General features: G+C 74.3%; 17 protein-coding genes. 6 read left to right on the forward strand and 11 right to left on the reverse strand.

Annotated features, from left to right (window positions below; translation table 11 throughout):
* The first annotated feature begins 22 nt into the window (after window positions 1-22).
* The 3 genes from OF852_RS07380 (at window position 23) to OF852_RS07390 (ending at window position 2709) form a co-directional block, all read left to right on the forward strand.
* Window positions 23-709, forward strand: a complete 687-nt coding sequence (locus OF852_RS07380; protein WP_271118533.1) for a hypothetical protein — start codon at window positions 23-25, stop codon at window positions 707-709.
* Between the two features lie 112 nt (window positions 710-821).
* Window positions 822-1973, forward strand: coding sequence for an N-acetylglucosamine-6-phosphate deacetylase (gene nagA, locus OF852_RS07385; RefSeq protein WP_271118534.1), 1152 nt, complete (start codon window positions 822-824; stop codon window positions 1971-1973).
* Between the two features lie 94 nt (window positions 1974-2067).
* Window positions 2068-2709, forward strand: coding sequence for a hypothetical protein (locus OF852_RS07390; RefSeq protein WP_271118535.1), 642 nt, complete (start codon window positions 2068-2070; stop codon window positions 2707-2709).
* Window positions 2710-2746: 37 nt separating this feature from the next.
* Here the strand turns inward: OF852_RS07390 and OF852_RS07395 are convergent, their stop codons facing one another.
* The 11 genes from OF852_RS07395 to OF852_RS07445 all read right to left on the reverse strand — a co-directional run bounded on the left by OF852_RS07395 (window position 2747) and on the right by OF852_RS07445 (window position 17912).
* Window positions 2747-3703 (reverse strand): N-acetylglucosamine kinase, encoded by a 957-nt coding sequence (locus tag OF852_RS07395; RefSeq protein WP_271118536.1) that lies wholly within the window; start codon window positions 3701-3703, stop codon window positions 2747-2749.
* Window positions 3700-4635: an N-acetylmuramic acid 6-phosphate etherase gene (locus tag OF852_RS07400; RefSeq protein WP_271118537.1), complete on the reverse strand. Its 936-nt coding sequence runs from the start codon at window positions 4633-4635 to the stop codon at window positions 3700-3702. The genes OF852_RS07395 and OF852_RS07400 overlap by 4 nt, the downstream gene beginning before the upstream one ends.
* Window positions 4619-5389 carry a glucosamine-6-phosphate deaminase gene (locus OF852_RS07405; protein ID WP_271118538.1) on the reverse strand — a complete coding sequence of 257 codons (771 nt, stop codon included), beginning with the start codon at window positions 5387-5389 and terminating at the stop codon, window positions 4619-4621. The genes OF852_RS07400 and OF852_RS07405 overlap by 17 nt, the downstream gene beginning before the upstream one ends.
* Complete coding sequence (locus OF852_RS07410) at window positions 5389-6291, reverse strand: ROK family protein (protein WP_271118539.1); 903 nt, start codon at window positions 6289-6291, stop codon at window positions 5389-5391. The genes OF852_RS07405 and OF852_RS07410 overlap by 1 nt, the downstream gene beginning before the upstream one ends.
* Entirely contained in the window at window positions 6288-7802 is a 1515-nt protein-coding gene (locus OF852_RS07415; RefSeq protein WP_271118540.1) for a glycoside hydrolase family 3 protein, read from the reverse strand. The genes OF852_RS07410 and OF852_RS07415 overlap by 4 nt, the downstream gene beginning before the upstream one ends.
* A 32-nt stretch (window positions 7803-7834) precedes the next feature.
* Window positions 7835-8758, reverse strand: a complete 924-nt coding sequence (locus tag OF852_RS07420; protein ID WP_271118541.1) for a carbohydrate ABC transporter permease — start codon at window positions 8756-8758, stop codon at window positions 7835-7837.
* Window positions 8755-9735 carry a carbohydrate ABC transporter permease gene (locus OF852_RS07425; RefSeq protein ID WP_271118542.1) on the reverse strand — a complete coding sequence of 327 codons (981 nt, stop codon included), beginning with the start codon at window positions 9733-9735 and terminating at the stop codon, window positions 8755-8757. Before OF852_RS07425 ends, OF852_RS07420 begins: the two co-directional genes overlap by 4 nt.
* Window positions 9736-9904: 169 nt before the next feature.
* Entirely contained in the window at window positions 9905-11173 is a 1269-nt protein-coding gene (locus OF852_RS07430; protein ID WP_271118543.1) for an extracellular solute-binding protein, read from the reverse strand.
* 71 nt (window positions 11174-11244) lie between these two features.
* Window positions 11245-12423: an ROK family transcriptional regulator gene (locus OF852_RS07435; protein WP_271118544.1), complete on the reverse strand. Its 1179-nt coding sequence runs from the start codon at window positions 12421-12423 to the stop codon at window positions 11245-11247.
* A 150-nt stretch (window positions 12424-12573) separates the two neighbouring features.
* Entirely contained in the window at window positions 12574-14196 is a 1623-nt protein-coding gene (locus OF852_RS07440; protein WP_271118545.1) for a beta-N-acetylhexosaminidase, read from the reverse strand.
* 101 nt (window positions 14197-14297) lie between these two features.
* Window positions 14298-17912 carry a S8 family serine peptidase gene (locus tag OF852_RS07445; RefSeq protein ID WP_271118546.1) on the reverse strand — a complete coding sequence of 1205 codons (3615 nt, stop codon included), beginning with the start codon at window positions 17910-17912 and terminating at the stop codon, window positions 14298-14300.
* A gap of 231 nt (window positions 17913-18143) precedes the next feature.
* Between OF852_RS07445 and OF852_RS07450 the strand changes: the two genes are divergently transcribed.
* The 3 genes from OF852_RS07450 to OF852_RS07460 are packed head-to-tail and all read left to right on the forward strand — an operon-like array spanning window position 18144 to window position 21078.
* Window positions 18144-18632, forward strand: coding sequence for an FMN-binding protein (locus OF852_RS07450; protein ID WP_271118547.1), 489 nt, complete (start codon window positions 18144-18146; stop codon window positions 18630-18632).
* A gap of 2 nt (window positions 18633-18634) precedes the next feature.
* Window positions 18635-19525, forward strand: coding sequence for an FAD:protein FMN transferase (locus tag OF852_RS07455; RefSeq protein ID WP_271118548.1), 891 nt, complete (start codon window positions 18635-18637; stop codon window positions 19523-19525).
* A complete protein-coding gene (locus OF852_RS07460) occupies window positions 19522-21078 on the forward strand; it encodes an FAD-dependent oxidoreductase (RefSeq protein WP_271118549.1) in 1557 nt (518 codons plus the stop codon). The genes OF852_RS07455 and OF852_RS07460 overlap by 4 nt, the downstream gene beginning before the upstream one ends.
* Window positions 21079-21087 lie beyond the last annotated feature (9 nt).

Consider the following 21087-nt stretch of genomic DNA (forward strand, 5'->3'; position numbering starts at 1 on the left):
CCCGATCTGGAGATCAGCTCCCATGCACCTGCATCCCGCACGCGCCCTCGCTACCGCATCCATCGCCGCGATCGGCATCCTCGGCCTCGCCGCCTGCACCGCGCCCGCCGAGCCCGAGGCCGCGCCGGCCGAGGAGACCACGAGCGAGGAGACGACCGCGCCCGAGGCCCCGACGGCCGAGGGCACGCCCGCCTGGGCCAACCCGATCTCGACCGAGGGCGAGCTCATCGCGACCATCACGGCCGGCGACATCACGATCGAGGCCTACCAGCTCGGTACCGAGAAGGCCACCAAGACCGGGCAGTTCGCGACCCCCGACGGCGACCCCGTCATCGCGGAGGGCGACGAGATCGTCTTCGTCAACTACGCGATCACGAACGGCGGCGAGGCGATCGACCTCAGCGCCAGCCTCGTGAGCATCGACGCGCGCTACGACGACTGGCCCTACATGCAGGGCATGGACTCGGTCGTCGACCAGGAGCTCTTCGAGAAGCAGGGCGTCTTCTCCTCGGGTGTCGCGACCGGCGGCTACCAGGAGTCGAACATCTACACGCTCGGCGCCGGCGAGGGCTTCTCCTTCGGCGAGAACTTCCCGTACCAGGCGGGCTCCCCCATCACCTTCGACGTCTCGATCACCCCGATCGACGCCGAGGGCGAGCTCATCCACGACGAGCGCGTCGAGGCGGAGGGCGCCGGCACGATCGGGTAGCCGGCAGCAGGACGGCTGAGACGGCCGGCCGCGGCGCCTGGCGTCGCGGTCGGCCGTCTCAGCCGTCCTGCGCTCCTCGACCGGCGGGACCGCTGCGGGCTAGCCTGGCCGGGTGACGACGCTGCTGCACTCCGCCCGGCGGATCGACGCGCGCGGCGTGCTCGAGGACGCGTGGGTCCTGCTCGACGGCGACGCGATCGCGGCGACCGGCACCGGCTCCGGTCCGGATGCCGTGCCGCGCCCCGAGGCCGACGAGCTCGTGGATGCCCGGGACCGCATCCTCGTGCCCGGCTTCATCGACCTGCACGGCCACGGCGGCGGCGGGGCCCGCTACGACGCCGGCGGCGAGGAGCTCGAGCGGGCGCTCGCGGCCCACCGGCGGCACGGCACGACGCGACAGGTCGTGAGCCTCGTCGCGAACCCCCTGCCCGCCCTCCACGACTCGCTCGCCGGCATCGCCGCACTCGCGGCGCGAGATCCGCTGGTGCTCGGCGCGCACCTCGAGGGCCCCTACCTCTCACCCGGCAAGCCGGGTGCGCACGAGCCCGCCTTCCTGCGCCGCCCGAGCGGGGCCGAGATCGACGAGCTGCTGGATGCCGCCCAGGGCACACTGCGGCAGATCACGATCGCGCCCGAGCTCCCGGGCGGCCTCGACGCCATCGCGCAGCTCGCCGCCGCGGGGGTCGCCGTCGCGATCGGGCACACCGACGCGGACGCCGACATGACGCGTACGGCATTCGATGCCGGCGCCACCCTGCTCACGCATGCCTTCAACGCGATGAACGGCATCCACCACCGCGCACCGGGCCCGGTGGCGGCCGCGATCGCCGACGAGCGCGTCACGATCGAGCTCATCCTCGACGGACAGCACGTGCACCCGGACGTCGCGCGGATCGTGCTGGATGCGGCGCCCGGCCGCGTCGCGCTCGTCACCGACGCGATGGCGGCGGCCGGCGCCGAGGACGGCGACTACACGCTCGGCTCGCTGCACGTGACCGTCCGCGAGGGACTCGCCCTGCTCTCGGGCACCACGACCATCGCCGGCTCGACGCTCACGCAGGATGCGGCGCTCCGCCTCGCGGTCGGCCGCCTCCGCCTCGATCCGGTCGACGCGGTGGCCGCGCTCACCGCCGTCCCCGCGGCCGCCCTCGGCCTCGGCGACCGCCTCGGGCTCATCGAGGAGGGCTATGCGGCGGATGCCGTGCTGCTCGACGCGGACTGGCGCGTCGAGGCCTCGTGGGGCGCGGGCGCCCGGCTGGTCTGAGCCGCGAGCCGTGACGGGCGGGCTGTGACTGGCGGGCCGCGGCACCCCCGAGCGGGGACTCGACCGCGCCGATGACCCGCGCGAGGATGAGGGCATGACGACGCCCGAGCCGACGCCGCCCGTGACCGACCCCGCCGCACCCGGCGCGACGACCGCACCGGTGCCTGCCGCGCCGCCGGTCGGCTCCGGCCTCTCGATCGCGGGGATCGTGCTCGCGGTGCTCCTGCCGCTCATCGGCCTGATCGTCTCGATCGTCGCGCTCGTGCGCGCGAAGGCCGTGGGCGGCACACCGCGTCTGCTCGCCGTCATCGGCATCGCCATCGCCGTGCTCGTCATGATCATCCAGGCCGTGATCGCGATCCTCGTCATCGTGCCGCTCTTCACGGCGGCCCAGCAGCAGGCCCTCAGCGCGAAGTTCTGCGCGGACGTCGCGAACGGCGGGCAGGAGCTCATCTCGGAGCCCGTGCAGCTCGCCGCCGCCTACGCGGTCGGCGGCGCGGCGGGCGAGCCCGCCGACGATGCCGCGCTGCTGCGCGAGCGCGCCGATGGCCTCGACGCCCTCACGGGTGCCGCGCCCGAGGGCAGCAGGGCCGCCTTCGACACCGCGACCGCGGACGCCCGCACCCTCGCCGACGCGATCGAGCAGGGCGACGCGAGCGCCGCCGCGAGCGCCTACGTCGCCTCCATGACCACCGCGGTCGAGACCTACGACACCGACTGCAGGCCGGTCGGCTGACACCGGCCGCCCTCGCTCGTCGAGGCGGGCCGGGCGGCTACGCCGCGAGCGGCGCCGGCGGCAGCGGGATGCGGCCCGGCCCCGCCGCGTCGGCCGCGAGGCGCAGCGCGCCGTCGAGCGGGTCGCCCTCCGGCACCCGCACGGTGACCGCATGCCGGTCCAGCGCGGACTCGAAGACGTCGAGCACCACGTCGCTCTGGAACACCCCGCCCGCCCAGGAGGCGACGCGCGGGATGTGGGGCGCCAGCAGCGCGGTCGTCGCGGTCCGCGCGAGCAGCTCCCCCGCATCGTGGAGGATGCGGTACGCGAGCGGGTCGTCCTCGGCGGCGCAGGCGGCGACCTCGGGCGCGAAGGCGGCGAGCCGGCGCGCCCGGTCCTCGGGCGCGGCGATCTCGGCCGGCCACCCGGCGGGGTCGCCGTAGCGGTCGATCGCGCGGCCGAGGAGGCGCGCGCCGCTGCCGGCGGCATCCCGTCCGTCGTGCGCGCGGAGCGCGGCCTGGATGCCGCGGCGGCCGATCCAGGCGGCCCCGCCCTCGTCGCCGAGGAGCTGCCCCCAGCCGTCGACGCGATGCCAGCCGCCCTCGGCGTCGAGCCCGATGCCGATCGCACCGGTGCCGGCGGCGACGATCGCCCCCGAGTCGCCGCCGAGGGCGCCGACATGCGCGGCGATGCCGTCGGCGACGAGCACGACCGGCACCGCGCCGACCCGTGCCCGCACGATCCGCCGCAGCAGCAGCGGGTCGCGGACGACGGAGGCGAGCCCCGCGACGCCGAGCGCGACGGCGAGCGGCGGCGCGGTGCGCAGCTCCCAGGCGGCGGTCGCATCCTCGAGCAGCTCCTCGACGACCGCGGCCGCCGCCGCACCCGAGCCGTCCGGCGCGAGCGCGAGCCCGCGCCCCCGCAGCACCTCGCGCGGCGCGGCGTCGTCGATCGCGCGCACGGCGGCGCGGCTCCCCGAGCCGCCGAGGTCGATCCCCAGCACCTGGTCCGTCATGTCGTCGCGTCCCCCTCCGCGTCGGCCAGCGTCCTCATCGCCTCGCGCACCGAGCCGCGCGCGCCGGCGAGCGCGCCGCGTGCGGTCCCCGCCGGCACCTCCGCGAGCGTCGCGACGATCGCGACCCGCAGCTCGCCCGAGGCGTCCTCGAGCGCGGATGCGGCCGCCGCCGCCCCGAGGCCGGTCGCCTCGCGGAGGATGCGCAGGCTCCGCGCCCGCAGCTTGTCGTTGCTCGCGTCGACCGCGACCATGAGGTTCGAGTGGACCCGCCCGAGCCGGACCATGAGCGCCGTCGAGAAGGCGCCCAGCAGCACCTTCTGCGCCGTGCCGGCCTTCATGCGGGTGGAGCCGGTGACGACCTCGGGCCCGGTGTCGAGGAGCACGTGCCGGTCGGCCTCCGCCGCGAGCGGAGCCGCCGGGTCGTTCGAGACGAGCACCGCGAGCGCGCCGGCCGCCCGAGCCGCCCGCAGCGCCCCGCCGACGTAGGGCGTGCGGCCGGACGCGGCGATCCCGACGACGACGTCGCCCGCGCCGATCCTCGCCGTGCCGATGAGCGCGGCGCCCGCCTCGGCGTCGTCCTCGGCCCCTTCGACGGCCCGCAGGATCGCGTGCTCGCCGCCCGCGAGGTGGGCGGTCACGATGCCCTCCTCGAGCGAGTAGGTGGGCCGCAGCTCGGCGGCGTCGAGAGCCGCGAGCCGCCCGGAGGTCCCGGCGCCGACGTAGTGGACGCCGCCGCCCGCGCGCACCCGGAGCGCCGCCTCCTCGACGAGCGCCGCGAGCTCGTCGCGGACGGCCTCGACGGCGGCGAGCGCGACCCGGTCCTCGGCGCCGATCAGCGCGAGGATGCCGGCCGCATCCAGCTCGTCGAGCCCGCGGCTGGCGTCGAGCCGGCGCTCGGTCGGGGGCAGCTCGCGCTCAGCCCCCGACGGCATCGCGGTGCTCCCACGCGAAGCGGTAGTAGGCGGCGTTCGCGAGCCGCGAGGCCGCGGCCTCGTCGACGATCGCGGTGACCTCGGGGTGCAGCTGCAGCGCGGAGCCGGGCACGGATGCCGTGACGGGACCCTCGAGCGCGGCCGCGACCGCCTCCGCCTTCGCCTCGCCCCAGGCGAGGAGGACGGCGTGCCGGGCGTCGAGGATCGTCCCGAGCCCCTGCGTGAGGCAGTGCCTCGGCACCTCGTCGACGGAGTCGAAGAAGCGCGCGTTGTCGAGGCGCGTCTGCTCGGCGAGCGTCTTGATGCGGGTGCGGGAGGCGAGCGAGGAGCCCGGCTCGTTGAAGCCGATGTGGGCGGTGCGCCCGATGCCGAGCACCTGGAGGTCGATGCCGCCGGCCTCGCGGATGGCGGCCTCGTAGCGCACCCCCGCTTCCTCGAGCGGCCCCCCGTCGTCGCCGGGCACGCGCACGCGGGCCGGGTCGAGGCCGAGCACCTCGACGATCTCGCGCACGACGACCGCCTGATACGACTCGGGGTGGCCGTCCGGCAGCCCGAGGTACTCGTCGAGCGCGAAGCCCGAGACCCGCGAGAGGTCGAGCCCGGCGCCCGCGAGCGAGCGCCAGGTCGTGAGGGGCGTGGATCCGGTGGCGAGCCCGAGGACCGCCTCCGGCTTGCGCCGGACGAGGGAGGCGATGAGGGAGGCGGCGAGCGCGCCGCCCTCCTCCGCGTCCCGGACGATGACGACCTCGGCCATCAGCTCACCCCCACGAGCGCGGCGCCGACGGCCGCGGCCGGGAAGCCGGCGGGCACGAGCTGCACCCGGCCGGGCAGCTCGAGCATGCGGAGGAAGGCGGAGTCGGCCGCCCAGCCCTCGAGGACCCGGCGGACGTCGCCGAGGAGCGCGTCGCCGAGCGAGGTGAGCCCGCCGCCGATCACGACCCGGTCGACGTCGACCGTGAGCACGAGCAGTCGCACGGCCGCCGCGACGTTCGCGGCGAGCCGGTCGCGCACCTCGGCCGCCGCCGCATCCCCCTGCTCGGCGGCGCGGTAGAGCGCGACGACGGGCCGCGGCTCGTCGCTCGGCCACTGCCGGGCGATGCCCGAGCCGGAGGCCATGAGCTCGAGGCAGCCGCGCTGCCCGCACGGGCAGACGGGGCCGGCCGGGTCGACCGGGATGTGCCCGATCTCGCCGGCGACGCCGCGCGAGCCGCGCCACAGGCGGCCCTCGAGCACGAGGCCTGCCGCGAGGCCGGTGCCGAGGTTGAGGTAGGCCATGGAGTGCGTCGGCCCCCGGTCGAGGAGGTGGAACGCGCCGAGCGCCGCGGCGTTGACGTCGTTCTCGACGCGCACGCGGCGGCCGAGCCGCCCCTCGAGGCGGGAGCCGAGCTCGAGCCCCTCGAGGCCGAGGTTCACGGCGTGCTGCACGCGCCCCGAGTCGCTGTCGACGGCACCCGGGATGCCGATCCCGATGGAGTCGAAGCGCGCGGCGCCAGCGCCGGCGAGGGCGGCGAGCCGGTCGACCGCCTCGACGGCGGTCTCGAGCACGGCGTCCGCGCCGAAGCCGGTGGGCAGGCGGACCTCGTGTGCGAGCGCGCCGTCCTCGCCGATCGCGACCGCGTCCGTCTTCGTGCCGCCGATGTCGATGCCGACCCTCATGGCCGCGCCCCCGCATCCGCCGCGACGCCGGCGCCGACGCCGGCGCCGGCGCCGAGCCCGAGCATCCCCGCGAGCGCCGAGGCGGCGACCCGCGAGGCCCCGAAGGTCGCGACGTCCGCGAACTCGCGGTCCGGCGACGGCCAGCCCAGGTCGACGACGAGCGTGCCGGGATGCCGCTGCCGCGCCAGGGCGATCAGCTCGCAGACCCAGGGGTGCCGGTGATGGGCCTTGCCGGTCACGAGGAGCGGCCCCGAGCCCTCGGGGAGCGCGTCGCCCTCGCGGACCTCCACGACCGGGTGGCCGGTCGCGGCGAGCCCCCAGGGCGCCGAGCCGACGGCGATGTTGGCGGCGGTCTCGATCGCGACGACGACCGCGTCCGCGGGCAGCGCGGCCGGGTCGACGCCCGGCCGGACGTCGAAGGCGGCGGCGATGCGCGCCTCGTCGAAGCGCGGCTCGGGAGCCTCGGCGTCGAGCTCGCGCGGCACGGTGCCCGCGAGCGACTCGGCGAGGCGCCGGTTCCGGGCCACCGCATCCCCCAGCCGCGCCTCGTCGAGGCGGCCCTCGGCGATCGCGCGCTCGATGCCGTCCGCGATGTCCTCGAGCTGCGGCCCGGTGTTGCGCGTGCCGATGCAGAGCAGGTCGCAGCCGGCCGCGAGCGCGTCGACGGCGGCGCGCGGGATGCCGCGCTCGCCCGACGCGCCCGCCATGTCGAGCGCGTCGGTGACGATGACGCCCTGGAACCCGAGCTCCTCGCGGAGGAGCCCGCCGAGGATCCGAGCCGAGAACGTCGCCGGCCGCTCGGCGTCGAGCTGCGGCAGGAGGATGTGCGAGCTCATGACGGTGCGGGCGCCGGCCGCGATCGCCGAGCGGAAGGGCGGCAGGTCGCGGGCGCGGAGCACCTCGGGCGTCACGTCGACGACGGGCAGCGCGAGGTGCGAGTCGAGCGCGGTGTCGCCGTGCCCGGGGAAGTGCTTCGCCGAGACGGCGACGCCCTCCCGCTCGTGCGCGGCCACCCAGGCGGCGGTGTGGCGGGCGACGAGCTCCGGCTCGTCGCCGAAGCTGCGCACCCCGATGACCGGGTTGTCGGGGTCGGAGTTCACGTCCGCGTCGGGCGCGAGGTTGAGGTTCACGCCGAGCGCCGCGAGCTCGCGCGCGACCGAGCGGCCCACCTCGGCGGTGAGCTCGAGATCGTCGATCCGGCCGAGGATCGCGTTGCCCGGGTAGGGCGAGCCCGTCGCCGCATGGCGTCGCGTCACATCCCCGCCCTCCTCGTCGATCGCGATGAGCGCGTGCGGGTTCGCGGCGCGGATCGCGTCGGTGAGCCGGCGCACCTGCGCGGCGTCGACGATGTTCTCGCCGAAGAGGCACACCCCGCCGAGTCCCCGGCGCAGCAGCGCCTCGAGCCAGTCGGGCAGCTCGGTGCCGGAGAAGCCCGGGAGGAGCACCGCGAGCGCCGGGCGCGCGCCGTTGTCCGTCGGCACGCCCCGTCGCGCGCCGTTGTCCGTCGGCACGCCCCGTCGCGCGCCGTTGCCAAGCCGGCCATTCATCCCTTGACCGCCCCCGACACCATGCCGTTCGCCATGCGCCCCTGCACGACGAGGAAGAACCCGACCACCGGCACCGCGATGAGCGTGGAGGCCGCCATGATGGCTGCCCAGTTCGTCGTCGTGTTGACCTGCTGGAAGCTCTGCAGCCAGATCGGGAGGGTGTGCGCCGAGGCGTTGGACATCGCGACGAGCGCGAACACGAACTCGTTCCAGGCGTGGATGAAGGCGAACACGCCCGTCGCGACGAGTCCGGGTGCGAGCAGCGGGAACGTGATGCGCCAGAAGGCGCCCGTCCGCGAGCACCCGTCGATCATCGCCGCCTCCTCGAGCTCGATCGGGACGCCGTTGACGAAGCCGCGGAGCGTCCAGATCGTGAAGGGGAGGACCCCGGCGATGTACACGATGCTGAGGCCGATGATCGAGTTGAGCAGCTGCCAGCCCTCGAGCAGTCGGAAGGTGGAGACGATCATCGCCTCGGCGGGGATCATCTGCACGATGAGCACCGCGATGATGAAGGTGAATCGCCCCCGGAAGCGGAAGCGCGCGAGCGCGATCGAGGCGAGGAAGGCGAAGACGAGCGCCACGACGATCGTGATCGCGGTGACGCCGAGCGAGTTGCCGAGCGCGGTGAAGAAGCTGGAGCGCGCATCCCCGAACATGACCGTCTCGTAGTTGCGCAGCGTCGGCTCGACGGGGAAGAACCGGGGCACCGGCCCGCGGACGAGGTTGTTCGGCAGGAACGAGGTGTTGATCATCCAGTACACGGGGATGATCGACATCACGAACACTACGATCGCGGCGGCGGCGAGCAGTGCGTTCACGACCCGCTTCCGCGGCGAGACGGAGCGCTTGGGCGCGCGGGGCGCGCGGACGCGGCGGCCGTCGGCGGTCTCGGGGATGAGGGTGGCGGTGACGCTCACTTCTCCTCCTCCTTCAGGCTGTTGCGGATGTAGGCGTAGGCGACGCCCATGAGCAGGAGCACGAGGATCACGGCGATCGCGCCGGCCGTGCCGTAGTTGCCGCCGCCGAGCGCCTCGGAGTAGATGTAGACGCCCACCGTGGAGGTCTCGTTCGCGCGGCCGCCGATCTTCTGCAGCGCGTAGATCTGGGTGAAGACGCGCATGTCCCAGATGACCGACAGGATGATGACGACGAGGAACACCGAGCGGATGTAGGGCGCCGTGATCATGCGGAAGCGCTGGAAGCCGGTCGTCCCGTCGAGCTGGGCGGCCTCCAGGACCTCGTCCGGAACCTGCGTGAGCCCCGCGAAGATCGTGAAGGCGACGAAGGGGATCGCGCCCCAGGTGACGATGACGGTCGCGACCGCCATGAAGCTCACCGGGTTCGCGAGCCAGGAGTGGCCGATGAGGTCGACACCGGGCAGCTGGCTCAGCACGTAGTTGATGACGCCGTACTGGGTGTCGAAGAGCCACCCCCAGACGATCGTCGCGCTGAGCGCGGGCATCGCCCAGGCGAACAGGAGCCCGACCGAGACGAGGATGCGCAGGCCGCGGCCGAGCCGCTGCATGAGGAGCGCGATGGAGGTGCCGAGGACGATCGTGAGGACGACGTTGACGATGCAGAACACGACGCTGCGCCCGAGCACCGCCCAGAAGTTCTGGTCGCTCAGGATGTCGGCGTAGTTCTGGAAGCCGACGAACTCCGGCGGCGCGCCGAAGACCTGGGCTCGGCCGTACTCCTGGAAGGACATCACGAAGAGCTGGATGAGCGGCCAGCCGATGATCACGGCGAGCAGCGCGACGGAGGGGAGGAGGAGGAGCGCGGGGCCGAGCTGGATGCGGCGGCGCGGCGTCCGGGCGGGACCCGGGGCGGGGGCCTGGGCCTCGCCGACCCGGTCGAGGCCCGCGGCGGGGGCGGCCTGCTGGGCGACGGTCATGAGGAGAGTGCTCCCTACTACTCTGGAGGTGTCCTCTGCCTTCCTAGGGCGATGACACTCGGCCGGGATCGGGCGGCGCGGAACCGCCGCCCGCCCCGGAGTGCGGGTCGGCCCGGAGTGCGTTCCGGGCCGACCCGACGGCCGGACTCGCGTCCGGCCGCCTCGATGATCAGCCGTTGAGGATGGCCTCGATGTCGCTGTCCGCCTTCTCGGCGAGCGACTGGACGTCGCCGCCCTGCGCGATCGACGCGAAGAAGTCGAGCATGACCTGCGAGGCCTCGACGTCCGCCCACTTCGGGGAGGCCGGCGTGAGCTTCGCGGTCGCGGCGGCCTCCGCGCTGGCCTGCGCCGCCGGCGAGTCGCCGAGGGTCGAGGCGAGCGAGGTCTTCGCCGGCACGAGGCCGTTCTCGCCGAGGATCGTCTGGTACTCGTCGCTCAGCATGATCTGGAGCGCCTTGTACGCGAGGTCCTGGTTCTTCGACTTCGCCGAGATGGCGATGTTGGAGCCGCCCGCGAACACCTGCGCGGCGCCGCCGTCGAGCCCGGGGAGGGCCATGACGCCGAGGTTCGCCTCCATGTCGGGGCAGCCCGGGGCCTCCGCGTCCTCGGGGGCGAGGATCGAGCCCTGGACCCAGTTCGCGGCCGAGAGGATCGCGACCTCGTCCGCGCAGAAGGGGACCTGCGGGTTCGTGCCGTCGCCGTCCTTCGGCGCGAGGGAGGCGTTGTCGGAGACGTCCTTGAACATCTCGAGGCCCTTGACCGACTCGGGGCTCGAGAACTGCGCGTCCCAGGTGCCGTCGTCGGCCTGCACCGCGATCTCGCCGCCGTTCTCCCAGATGTACGGAAGGACGTTGTACTGGTCCTTGCCGGGCATGTAGATGCCGGAGACGCCGTCGTTGTCGGCGGCGAGCTGCTTGCCGGCCGCGACGTACTCCTCGAGCGTGGTCGGCACCTCGACGCCCGACTTCTCGAACATGTCGGTGCGGTAGAAGACGATGCGCGAGCCCGAGTAGTACGGGGCCGCGTAGAAGGCGTCCTCGAAGGTGCCCGACTCGACGAAGCCCGGGAGGAGGTCGTCGCCGCCCAGCTCCTCGTACTTGTCGCTGAGGTCGAGGAAGGCGCCCACCGAGGTGAAGGCGGGGGCCTGGGTGTTGCCGATCTCGATGACGTCGGGGCTGTCGGAGGACGGGAGGGCCGTGTTGAGCTTGTCGACGAGGCCCGTCCAGGCCTGCTCCTCGATGGTGAGGGTCGAGCCCGGGTTCTCCTCCTCGAAGGTCTCCTTGAGGTAGTCGCGCGCGTCCGCCGGGGTGTCCGTGCCGTTGATCCAGACGCGGATGTCGCCGGTCTCCCCGCCGCCTCCCCCGCCTCCGTCGGCGCTGCAGCCGGCCAGCGCGAGCGCTGCGGTCGCGGTGATGGCGACGATGCCGATCTTCTTCATCGCATTGCTTCCTTTCCTAGGGCGATGACGCCGGCCGGGTGTGCCGACGCGCTCTCTGTGGTGCAGGGATCTCAGGAGACCCCGAGCCGTCCCGACAGGACCATGACGGCGGCGCCGCGCATGACGATGTCCGTGCCGAGCTCGGTCATCCGCAAGGCGACATGGCCGTGGAACTCGGCCATGGTGCGCTCGCGGAGCGTCTCGAGGGTGGCCTCGGCGAGGCTGCCGTCGAGAAGTGCTTCGGGACCGCTGAGGACGATCTCAGCGAGGTCCAGGGCGCCGACGATGGGCGCGAGGGCGATGCCGAGGCGGCGGCCCGCCTGGCGGAGGATGTCGTCGCGCGCGGCGTCGTCGGCCGCGTCCTCGAGCGCGGCGGCGAGGCGCGGGGCGGCGAGCCAGGTCTCGAGGCAGCCGTGCTTGCCGCAGACGCACTCGGCGCCGCCGTCGGTGCCGACGACGACGTGGCCGATCTCGCCGGAGGCGAAGCGGCTGCCGAACAGCGGGGTGCCGCCGAGCAGCATCCCGGCGCCGACGCCGTGCCCGATCTTGACGAGCATCATGTCGCCGAGGGCGCCGCCGAAGCCGTGCTCGGCGAGTGCGGCGACGTTGGCGTCGTTCGCGACGACGACGGGGATGCCGGCCCGCTCGGCCACGCGCCGCTGCACCTCGAGACCGGTCCACCCGAGGTTGGGCGCGCTCTGGACGATGCCGGCGAGGTCGACGATGCCGGGGCTGCCGATGCCGATCCCGAGGACGGGCGCGGTGGCGAGCGCGATCAGCTCCTCGGTGATCTCGAGGACCTTCTCGAGCGCCGCCTCCCCCGTGGCGCCGTCGAGGGGGCGCTCGGCGCGCTTCAGGATCTCGCCGTCGAGGTCGAGGAGGGCGCCCCGGAAGGCGTGGTGCTCGCTGAGGTCGATGCCGATGATCTGGTACGCCTCGCGGTGGATGTCGAGGAGCGTCGCCGGCTTGCCGGGGCGGGTGCCGCCGCGGGGGCCGATGTCGACGATGAGTCCCTCGCCCATCAGCTCGGCGACGAGGTCGGAGACGGTGACGCGCGTGAGGCCGGTCTCGCGGGCGAGGTCGGCGCGACTGCGCGGTCCCTCGCGGTAGAGCGTCTGGAGGACGAGGGAGCGGTTGTGGCCGCGGGCGTGCTCGGGCAGGACCTTGGTGCGCGTCCGGAGCGCACGGCCCGGCACGAGACCGGGCCCCGCGGGGACGCCGCCGGGGGTGCGCGTGTCTGCCGTCGACATGTTTGTTAGGAAACCATACAAACAAACACCTGGCAAGCCCCTCCTGAGCGCACCACCCCCTCCGGCTCACCCCACCTCGGGGTGGGTTTCTCCGCATTCGCCGCGCGGATCCGCGCGGCGAATGCGGAGAAACCCACCCCGCGTGCGGGGTCAGTCGGCGATGTCGGCGACGAGGGCGGCGATCGCCGCCTCGCGGGCCTCGCGCGTCGAGGGGCGGCCCGGGATGCCGGGGCGGCGCTGCCAGGGTCGCGGGCCGTCCTCGTGGCGGTACTCGACCCCGAGGGCGTCGAGGATCTCGAGGTGCCGCGGGAGCCGCGCCCGGAAGTCGGCGAGATCGCGCCGCGCGACCGGCGACCACAGCGCCTCGGCGACGGCGAGCAGCCGCGGGAAGACGAAGAAGTCGACCGTCCGCGGAGAGTCCATGTGCTCCGACCACACGTTCGCCTGCCCGCCGATGACGTGCGCGGCCTCCTCCTCCGAGAGCTCCAACGGCACCGGCTCGAAGCCGTAGACGTCGTCGAGCGTGAGCGGGATCGACACCGGGATCGGCTCGTCCTCCCCCTCCGACTGCCGGTAGTCGAGGTAGACGAGGTGATCGGGGCAGGCGACCACGTCGTGACCGCGGCGCGCCGCCGTCAGCGCGCCCTGCATCCCCCGCCAGGAGGCGACGGTCGCGCCCGGCGCGAGCTCGCCCTCGAGGATCTCGTCCCAGCCGTAGAGGCGCCGACCGCGCGCCGAGAGGTGGTCGTCGAGCTGCCGGATGAACCAGGCCTGGAGGCCGGCCTCCTCCTCGATGCCGAGCTCCCGCATCCGCTCCTGCGTCCGGGGGTCCTCGCGCCACTGCTCGCGCGGGCACTCGTCGCCGCCGACGCCGATGTACTCGGACGGGAAGATCTCGAGGACCTCGTCGAACACGTCCCGGAAGAAGTCGAGCGTCGACTCCTCCAGGTTGAGCACGGTGGGGTTGATGCCCCAGCGCGGCCACACCTGCGGGTCCGAGGCGGGCACCTCGCCGACGCCGAGCTCCGGGTAGGCGGCGATCGCGGCCTGCACGTGCCCGGGCGTCTCGATCTCGGGGACGACCGTGATGCCGCGCTCGGCGGCGTAGGCCACGATCTCCCGCAGGTCGTCCTGCGTGTAGAAGCCCCCGTGGGGACGGCCGTCGAAGCCCGCCTCCTCCCCCGCGCCGACCTGGCTCTCGTGCCGCCAGCCGCCGACCTCGGTGAGGCGCGGGTACTTCCGGATCTCCATCCGCCAGCCCTGGTCGTCGGTGAGGTGGAGGTGGAGGACGTTGAGCCGGTGGAGGGCCAGCAGATCGAGCATCCGCAGCACCTCCCGCGTGGGGAGGAAGTGGCGCACGACGTCGAGCATCATGCCGCGCCAGCGGAAGCGCGGCGCGTCGACGATCTCGACGGCGGGCACCTCGATCGGCACCGGCTCGCCGACGGGCGCCCGCCGGAAGCTCGCGGGCGGCAGCAGCTGCCGCAGGGTCTGGCTCGCGTGCGAGGCCCCCGCGGCATCGGCGGCGAGGATGCGGATGCCCTCGGCCCCGACCCGGAGCCGGTAGCCCTCGTCGGGCAGCGCCGGGTCCAGCTCGAGGCGGATCGCGCCGCCCGCCGCCTCGCGCAGCGGAAGCCCGGTGCCGGCACGGAGCTCGCCCTGGAGCCGGCGCGCGACGCGCGCGAGCTCGGGGGCGGCGTCGATCGCGGCAGCCGCATCGAGGAGGAAGGCGCCCTCGCCTCGGGTCAGCTCGACGGGCTGGGGGATGATCATCGTCGACCTCTCGCATCGCATCGGTGCGGCGCCGGACGCGCCTCGGAGACGAGTGCGGGGCCGTGCCCTCCGGCAGCGGCCCCGCACCCGATGTCACTCGATCAGAACACGATCCAGAGGATCTTGCTCTGGCTGCTCGAGCCGGTGGTGTCCGTGTCGCCCGCGTAGCCCGCCTTGATGACGTGGATGCCGGAGGAGAGCTTCGGCAGCGTCACCTTCGCCTTCCCCTCGCCGTCGAGGGTCGCCGTCAGCGCGACCTTCTTGCCGTCGATCGTGAAGCTCACCTCGCCCGTCGGCTTCGTCTCGGCGGGGCTGGAGACGGCGACCGTCGCCGTGACCTTCTGCCACGAGAAGGCCGCGTTGCGCGAGAGCGAGAGCTTCGTGGTCGACGCCCAGGGCACCGTGACGGGCTCCGACTCGACCGTCGTCGAGGTGCCGGCGGCACCCGTCGCGGTGACGGCGACCGAGATGGCGCCGCCCTGGTCGGTCTTCGCCACCCGGTAGGTCTCGCCGGTCGCGCCCTCGATGTCCGCTCCGGAGAGCTTCCACTGGTAGGCGTACTCGAGGCCCTCGCCCTCCCAGGCTCCGGGGTCGGCCGTGAGCGTCGCGCCGACCGCGGCCTCGCCGGTGATGCTCGGCGGGGTCGTGTTCACGGGCGCCTCCGGCTCCGCGGCCTCGCCCGTGGCGACGCTCAGCGCGGTGACCGCGCCGGTGTCCCCGTAGGAGATGAGGCCGAGGTAGGAGGCGTGCTCGTCGAGGCCGTCCCACGAGGCGCGGTAGGCGATCGGCTCGCCCTGGACGCCCGCGAGGGTGCCCGGCTCGAGCGCGATCTCGGCACCGCCCGGCACGACGGAGGTCGTCGTGAGATCCCAGGCCGTCTCGCCCGCGAAGACGGAGACGATGACGAGGTAGTCGCCCGCCTCGGGCTCCACGAGATCGACGCGCTCGTCGGCCGAGCCGCTCGCCGACTGCCAGCCGGCGACGGGCTCGCCCGCGGCATCCAGCTGGTAGACGACGAGGTCGAGGTCGGCGGTGTCGTCGATCGAGTCGAGGTCGAAGCGCGCGAGGCTCGCGCCCTCGGCGACGCTCGCCTCGTACTCGAACTCCTCGCCGGCCGCGCCCTCCCCCGAGTTGTCGGGGGCGTCGCCCGTGACGTCCGCCGCGAGCTCGCCCTTCGAGAGGCCGGTCGCCTGGAGCGGGATGTCGCCGTCGCCGCCGGGCGTCACCTCGATGTCGACGGAGCCGGTGGTGCCGGTCCCGGAGACCTCGTCGGGGGCGACGATCGTGACGGGGCGCACCGCGAGCGGGCTGCGGACGCTGTTCTTCTTGCTCGTCCAGGTGAGGTACCCGGAGCCGAACTCGTCGAGCGGCGCGTCCGTGCGGGTGAAGGTGACCTCGAAGGAGACCTTGTCGCCCTTCTTGGCGGTGAACGTCGCCGGGCTCACCTCGACGTCGATCCCCGCGAGCCCCTCGACGGAGGCCGTGTAGGTGCCGCCCTGCTGGACGGTCACCTCGCGGGTCACCGTCTCGGGTGCGGTGAGCGAGCCGACCGAGATGGAGGCGAGGTTCAGCTGCGAGGCGTCGATGCCCTCCACGCCGGGCGCCCAGTCGTAGCCGAGGCCGTTGATGTAGGCGTCCCAGTCCTGCTCGCCGTTGAGGTAGAGCAGGCCCGGCGCGAAGGAGCGCGTCGGGTCGACGTGGCCGGCGCCCTGCGCGAAGACGTCCTTCACGGGGTCGCCCGCGGCATCCACCGTGTCGTAGGCCGTCGTCATGAGGGCCGACTTCACCTCGGCGGGCGTCGCGTTCGGCTTCTTGCCGAGGTAGAGTGCGCCGAGACCGGCGACCTGCGGGGAGGCCATCGAGGTGCCGGAGAGGAAGGCCCAGGTCGGGTCCGCCCCCTCGGCGTTGGCGGTGGCGGCGAGGATCGCGACGCCGGGCGCCGAGACGTCCGGCTTGAGCACGTCGCTGCCGTCGGCCTCGACCGGGCCGCGCGAGCTGAAGCCGGCGATCTGCGGCGTCGGGGGCGTGATGCCGGTCTCGTTGCCGGGCTTGAGCGTCACCGTCGCGCCCTCCTGCTGCGCGGCGGCGACGACCTCGTCGTGCACATCCGCGTCGAGGTGGACGGTCGGGATGGTGTGGCCGTCGAGGTCGATCGAGCCGGTCACGACGTTGACGATGATCGCGCCGACGCCGCCGGCCTCCTCGACCGCCTGCGACTTCTCGACGCGCGCGTTCTCGCCGCGCTCGCAGACCACGATCTTCCCCTCGACCTTCGCGGGGTCGAGCGAGTCGAGCAGGCAGAGGTTCGCCGACTCCTGGCCGGCGAGCCCGACGTCGCCCGCGAAGACGACGGGTGCGGTGAGCTCCTCCTGCACGCTGATCGACGCGCCGGCGTAGGCTTCGCCGCCCTCGAACTCGGCGGTCGCCTCGTAGCTCGGGATCGTGGAGGCCGCGACCGTGGTGATCCACGGCGAGGCGTTGTCGAGCGTCGACGGGTCCGGGCCGTCGTTGCCGGCGGAGGCGGCGACGAAGACGCCCGCCTTCGCCGCGTTGAGGAAGGAGATGTCGGTCGCCGACACGGTCGTCGCGGCGGAGCCGCCGCCGATCGAGTAGTTGATCACGTCGACGCCGTCCGCGACCGACTGGTCGATCGCCGCGAGGAGGTCGGAGGTCGCGCAGCCGTCGTCGGTCGTGACGAGGGGGTCCGGCCCCGACCAGCACGCCTTGTAGGCGGCGATCCTCGCCGCGGGCGCGACGCCCGAGATCCTGCCGAAGTCGACGCCGAGCGTCGAGGCCTCGACGCCGTAGTCGCCGGCCGCGGTCGAGGCGGTGTGCGAGCCGTGGCCGTCGCCGTCGCGCGGCGAGATGTACTCGCCGACGTCGATGCCGCCGAGGCCGTCGGTGCCGAAGCCGTCGACGTAGTAGCGGGCGCCGACGATCTTCGTCGAGCACTCGTCGCCCGTGAACTGCTGGCCGGCCTCGCCGGGCTGGCAGAGCCCGGTGAAGGTGCCCCCGTCGCCCTTCCGGTAGGTGATGACGTCACCCGCGAGGTAGGGCTCCTTGCCCGCCTTCGTCTTGAGCGGCGCGCCCGCGAAGGACGGGTTCTCGGGCGCGATGCCGGTGTCGATGATCCCGACCACGACGCCCTTGCCCGACTTCTTCGTCCCGCCGAGGGTCGCCCAGACGCCGTCGGTGCCCGCGAGGCCGAGGAACTCGTGCGAGGGCACCGCCGTGACCTGCTTGAGCTCGTCGAGCTCGAGCGCGGTGACGCGCTTGTCGGCGGAGAGCTTCGCGGCCTGCGCGGCGGTGAGCTCGGCGGCGAAGCCGTTGTTCGTCACGGTGTACGAGTAGGCGACGTCCGCACCGACCTCGCCCGCGACCTCCTCCTGCTGCTCCTGGAGGTAGGTCTGGTACTTCTGCACGGGCGCCTGCCGCGTGTCGAGCTGCTCGCCGGCGTCGGGCGTCGTCGCCCGGTAGCCCTCGATGCCGCCGTCGTAGGCGGCGAGCGGCGCGTCCGCGAGGCTGACGATGTAGCGGCCGTCCTCGAAGCTCGTCGCGTTCGTCAGCGGCGCGAGCGGGGAGGCGGGCACGGCCGCCGCGGGGGCCGCGGCGGCGAGGCCGCCCGCGACGAGTGCCAGCGCGGCGCTCGTCGCGAGGCCCGCCGGCAGTGCGGCGGTGATGCGGATTCGGCCCCTGCGGGCCCCGGTTGATCTCACAGATGCGTCCTTCTCGTGAAAGGTGACTCGGATCGGCGTCGGGTCCGCCGAGATCAACATAGACCAGAATCGGCCCCCGAAAGGGGGTGGAAGTTACCGTCTCGTGACTTTTTCCGTCACCCGCCCGCCCGCATCGTGGAGCGCTCTCACAGGCTGCGCACAGCGCGACCGGGATGCTGGGAGGAGGCATCGTCGCCCGGTCCGCCGCCCCCGACCCGTTGGAGTCCCGAGATGACCATCTCCTCCGAGCACGACCTCCTCCCCCGACTGCGCCGCGCGCGCCCCCTCGCGGTGGCCGCCGCGGGCCTCGGGATCGCCGCGGCCCTCGCCGGCTGCAGCGCCCCCGCCGACGACGCCGAGACGGGATCCGACCGCGGCGACACCGGCTCGGACGCGGGCACCGGCTCCGGCACCGGCTCCGGCGACTACGCGGACGGCACCTACAGCGCGGAGGGCTCCTACCAGTCGCCCGGCGGCACCGAGTCGATCGGCGTCGAGCTGACCCTCGAGAGCGGCGTCGTCACGGCCGTCACGGTCACGCCGGAGGCGACCGGCGGCAACGCCGTGCAGTTCCAGAACCAGTTCGCGAGCGGCATCGCCGACGAGGTCGTCGGCAAGCCGATCGACGAGCTCGACGTGACGCGCGTCGCCGGCTCCTCGCTCACGAGCGGCGGCTTCGACGAGGCGGTCGAGCAGATCAAGGCCGACGCCGCGGCCTGACGATGAGCGCCCCGCCCGCCCGCTGGGCCTTCGAGGCGATCGGCACCGCGTGGACGGTCGAGACGCCGGAGCCGGTCCCGGCATCCGCGCGCGCCGCCGTCGCGGAGCGCATCGCGCGCTTCGACCTCGACTGGTCGCGCTTCCGCGAGGACTCGCTCGTCACCCGGATGTCGCGCGAGCCCGGGCGGCACCGGCTGCCCGCGGAGGCGGCCGGCCTGCTCGAGCTGTACCGCATCCTGCACGGGGCGACGCTCGGCCGCGTCTCGCCGCTCGTCGGCCGCTCGCTGGAGCGGCTCGGCTACGACGCGGCGTACCGGCTCGCCCCGAGCGGCCCGCCGCTCCCCGCCGCGGCGTGGGGAGACGTGCTCGCCTGGGACGGCGAGCACCTCGATCTCGCGAGGCCGGCGCTGCTGGATGTCGGCGCGGCCGGCAAGGGCCTGCTCGTCGACCTCGTGGGCGCGCTCCTCGCGGAGCTCGGCCACCCCGACTCGCTCGTCGACGCGAGCGGCGACCTCCGGCACCGCGGGCGGGGCGCGGTGCCCGGGCGGCCGGAGCGGATCGCGCTCGAGCACCCGGGCGACCGGAGCCGGGCGATCGGCGTCGCGGTGCTCGAGGGCGGCGCGCTCGCGGCGAGCGCCGCGAACCGGCGCGCCTGGGGCGACGCGCACCACATCCTCGACGCCCTCACGGGGCTGCCGGCACGGGAGGTCGCCGCGACCTGGGTGACGACCGTGGAGGCGATGTGGGCCGACGGCCTCGCGACGGCGCTGTTCGTGGCGGACCCGGCCGAGCTGGCGGCCGCGCCGGGCGCGCCGTCCTTCGAGTGGACGAGGATGATGTCGGACGGCCGGGTCGAGCACTCCCCCGGCTTCCAGGGAGAGGTGTTCGCATGAGCCGGATCGTCGGCTGGATCGACGGCGTCCTCGGGCGCGTCACGATGTACCGGCTCGTGTGGCTGCTCCTCGCGCTGCTGCTCGCGGGCGGCGTCGTGCTCGCCGCGGTCGGGGAGCTGTTCTTCAGCCCGCTCGCGCTGCTCGCCTCGATCGCGGTCGCGCTCCTCGTCGCGGTCGGGGTCAACGCCCTCATCGCGCGGCTCCGGGAGCTGCCGGCGCACCCCGAGTCGAGCCTCATCACGGCGGGGCTCGTCGCGGCGATCATGCCGCCCTCCCTGGAGCCCGCCGGCCTCCTCGCGGTCGCGCTCGCGGCGAGCCTGGCGAGCGCCTCGAAGTACCTCGTCGTGCGGTCGGGGCGCCACCTCCTCAACCCCGCGGCGGCGGGCGTGCTCGTCGTCGGCGTCCTCGGCCTCGGCTTCAGCACCTGGTGGATCGCGGCGCCGCCGCTCCTGCCGCTCGTCGCGCTCGGCACCATCGCGATCGCGATCCGCACCCGGCGGGGCGGCGTCGTCGGCCTCGCGATCGCGGTCGGCGCGGTCGCGCTGACCGTGCGACTCATGCTCTCGGGCACCGACCTTGCGAGCGCCCTGACCTCGACGCTGCTCTCGACGCCGCTCGTCTTCCTCGCAGGCTTCATGCTCACCGAGCCGCTCACCCTCCCGCCACGCGCCTGGCAGCGCCTGCTCGTCGCGGGTCTCGTCGGCCTCCTCACGGCGCTGCCGCTCGCGCTGCCCGGTCCCGCGCTCGGGCCCCTCACGCTCGGCCTCTACATGACGCCCGAGCTCGCGCTCGTGACCGGCAACCTGCTCTCGGCCCTCCTCGCGCCCCGCCGCGCGATCCGCCTCGAGCTGCTCGGCACCCGCCGCCTGACCCCGACGAGCTGGGAGATCGAGCTGCGCCCCGAGCGCGCCGTCCCGGTGCGCGCCGGCCAGTACCTCGAGCTCACGGTGCCGCACCGCCGGCCCGACAGCCGCGGCACCCGTCGGACCTTCAGCGTCGCCTCCGCGCCCGAGGAGGACGGCACGCTCCGGCTCGGCCTGCGGGTCCCGCCCGAGCGCTCGTCGAGCTTCAAGCGCGCCCTCCTCGAGCTGGAGCCGGGCTCGCGCCTGACCGCGACCGGCGTCTCGGGCGACTTCCTGCTGCCGCGCGACCCCGGCATCCCGCTGCTGCTCGTCGCGGGCGGGATCGGGGTCACCCCCTTCGTGCCGCAGCTCGCGCAGGCGGCGGCCGAGGGGCGGGATGCGGTGCTCGTCCTCGCCGTGTCCTCGACCGACGAGATCGCCTACGCGCCCCAGCTCGGCGCGGCGACGGCCGCCGCGGGCGGGCGGATCCGGGTGCTGCTCGCCGCTCCCGACACGCTCGTGCGGATGCCGGAGCACTGGTCGTGGCTGGGCGGGCGGCTCGACGCGGAGCGCCTGCTCGAGGCGGTCCCGGATGCCGCCGGCCGGCACGCCGCCGTGTCGGGACCGCCCGCGCTCATCCGCGAGCTGCGGCCGGCGCTCCGCCGCGCGGGGGTGCGGCGCGTCGCGACGGACGCGTTCATCGGGTCCTGACCCGCGAGG

The sequence above is a fragment of the Homoserinibacter sp. YIM 151385 genome, assembly GCF_027912415.1.
Lineage (GTDB): Bacteria > Actinomycetota > Actinomycetes > Actinomycetales > Microbacteriaceae > Schumannella.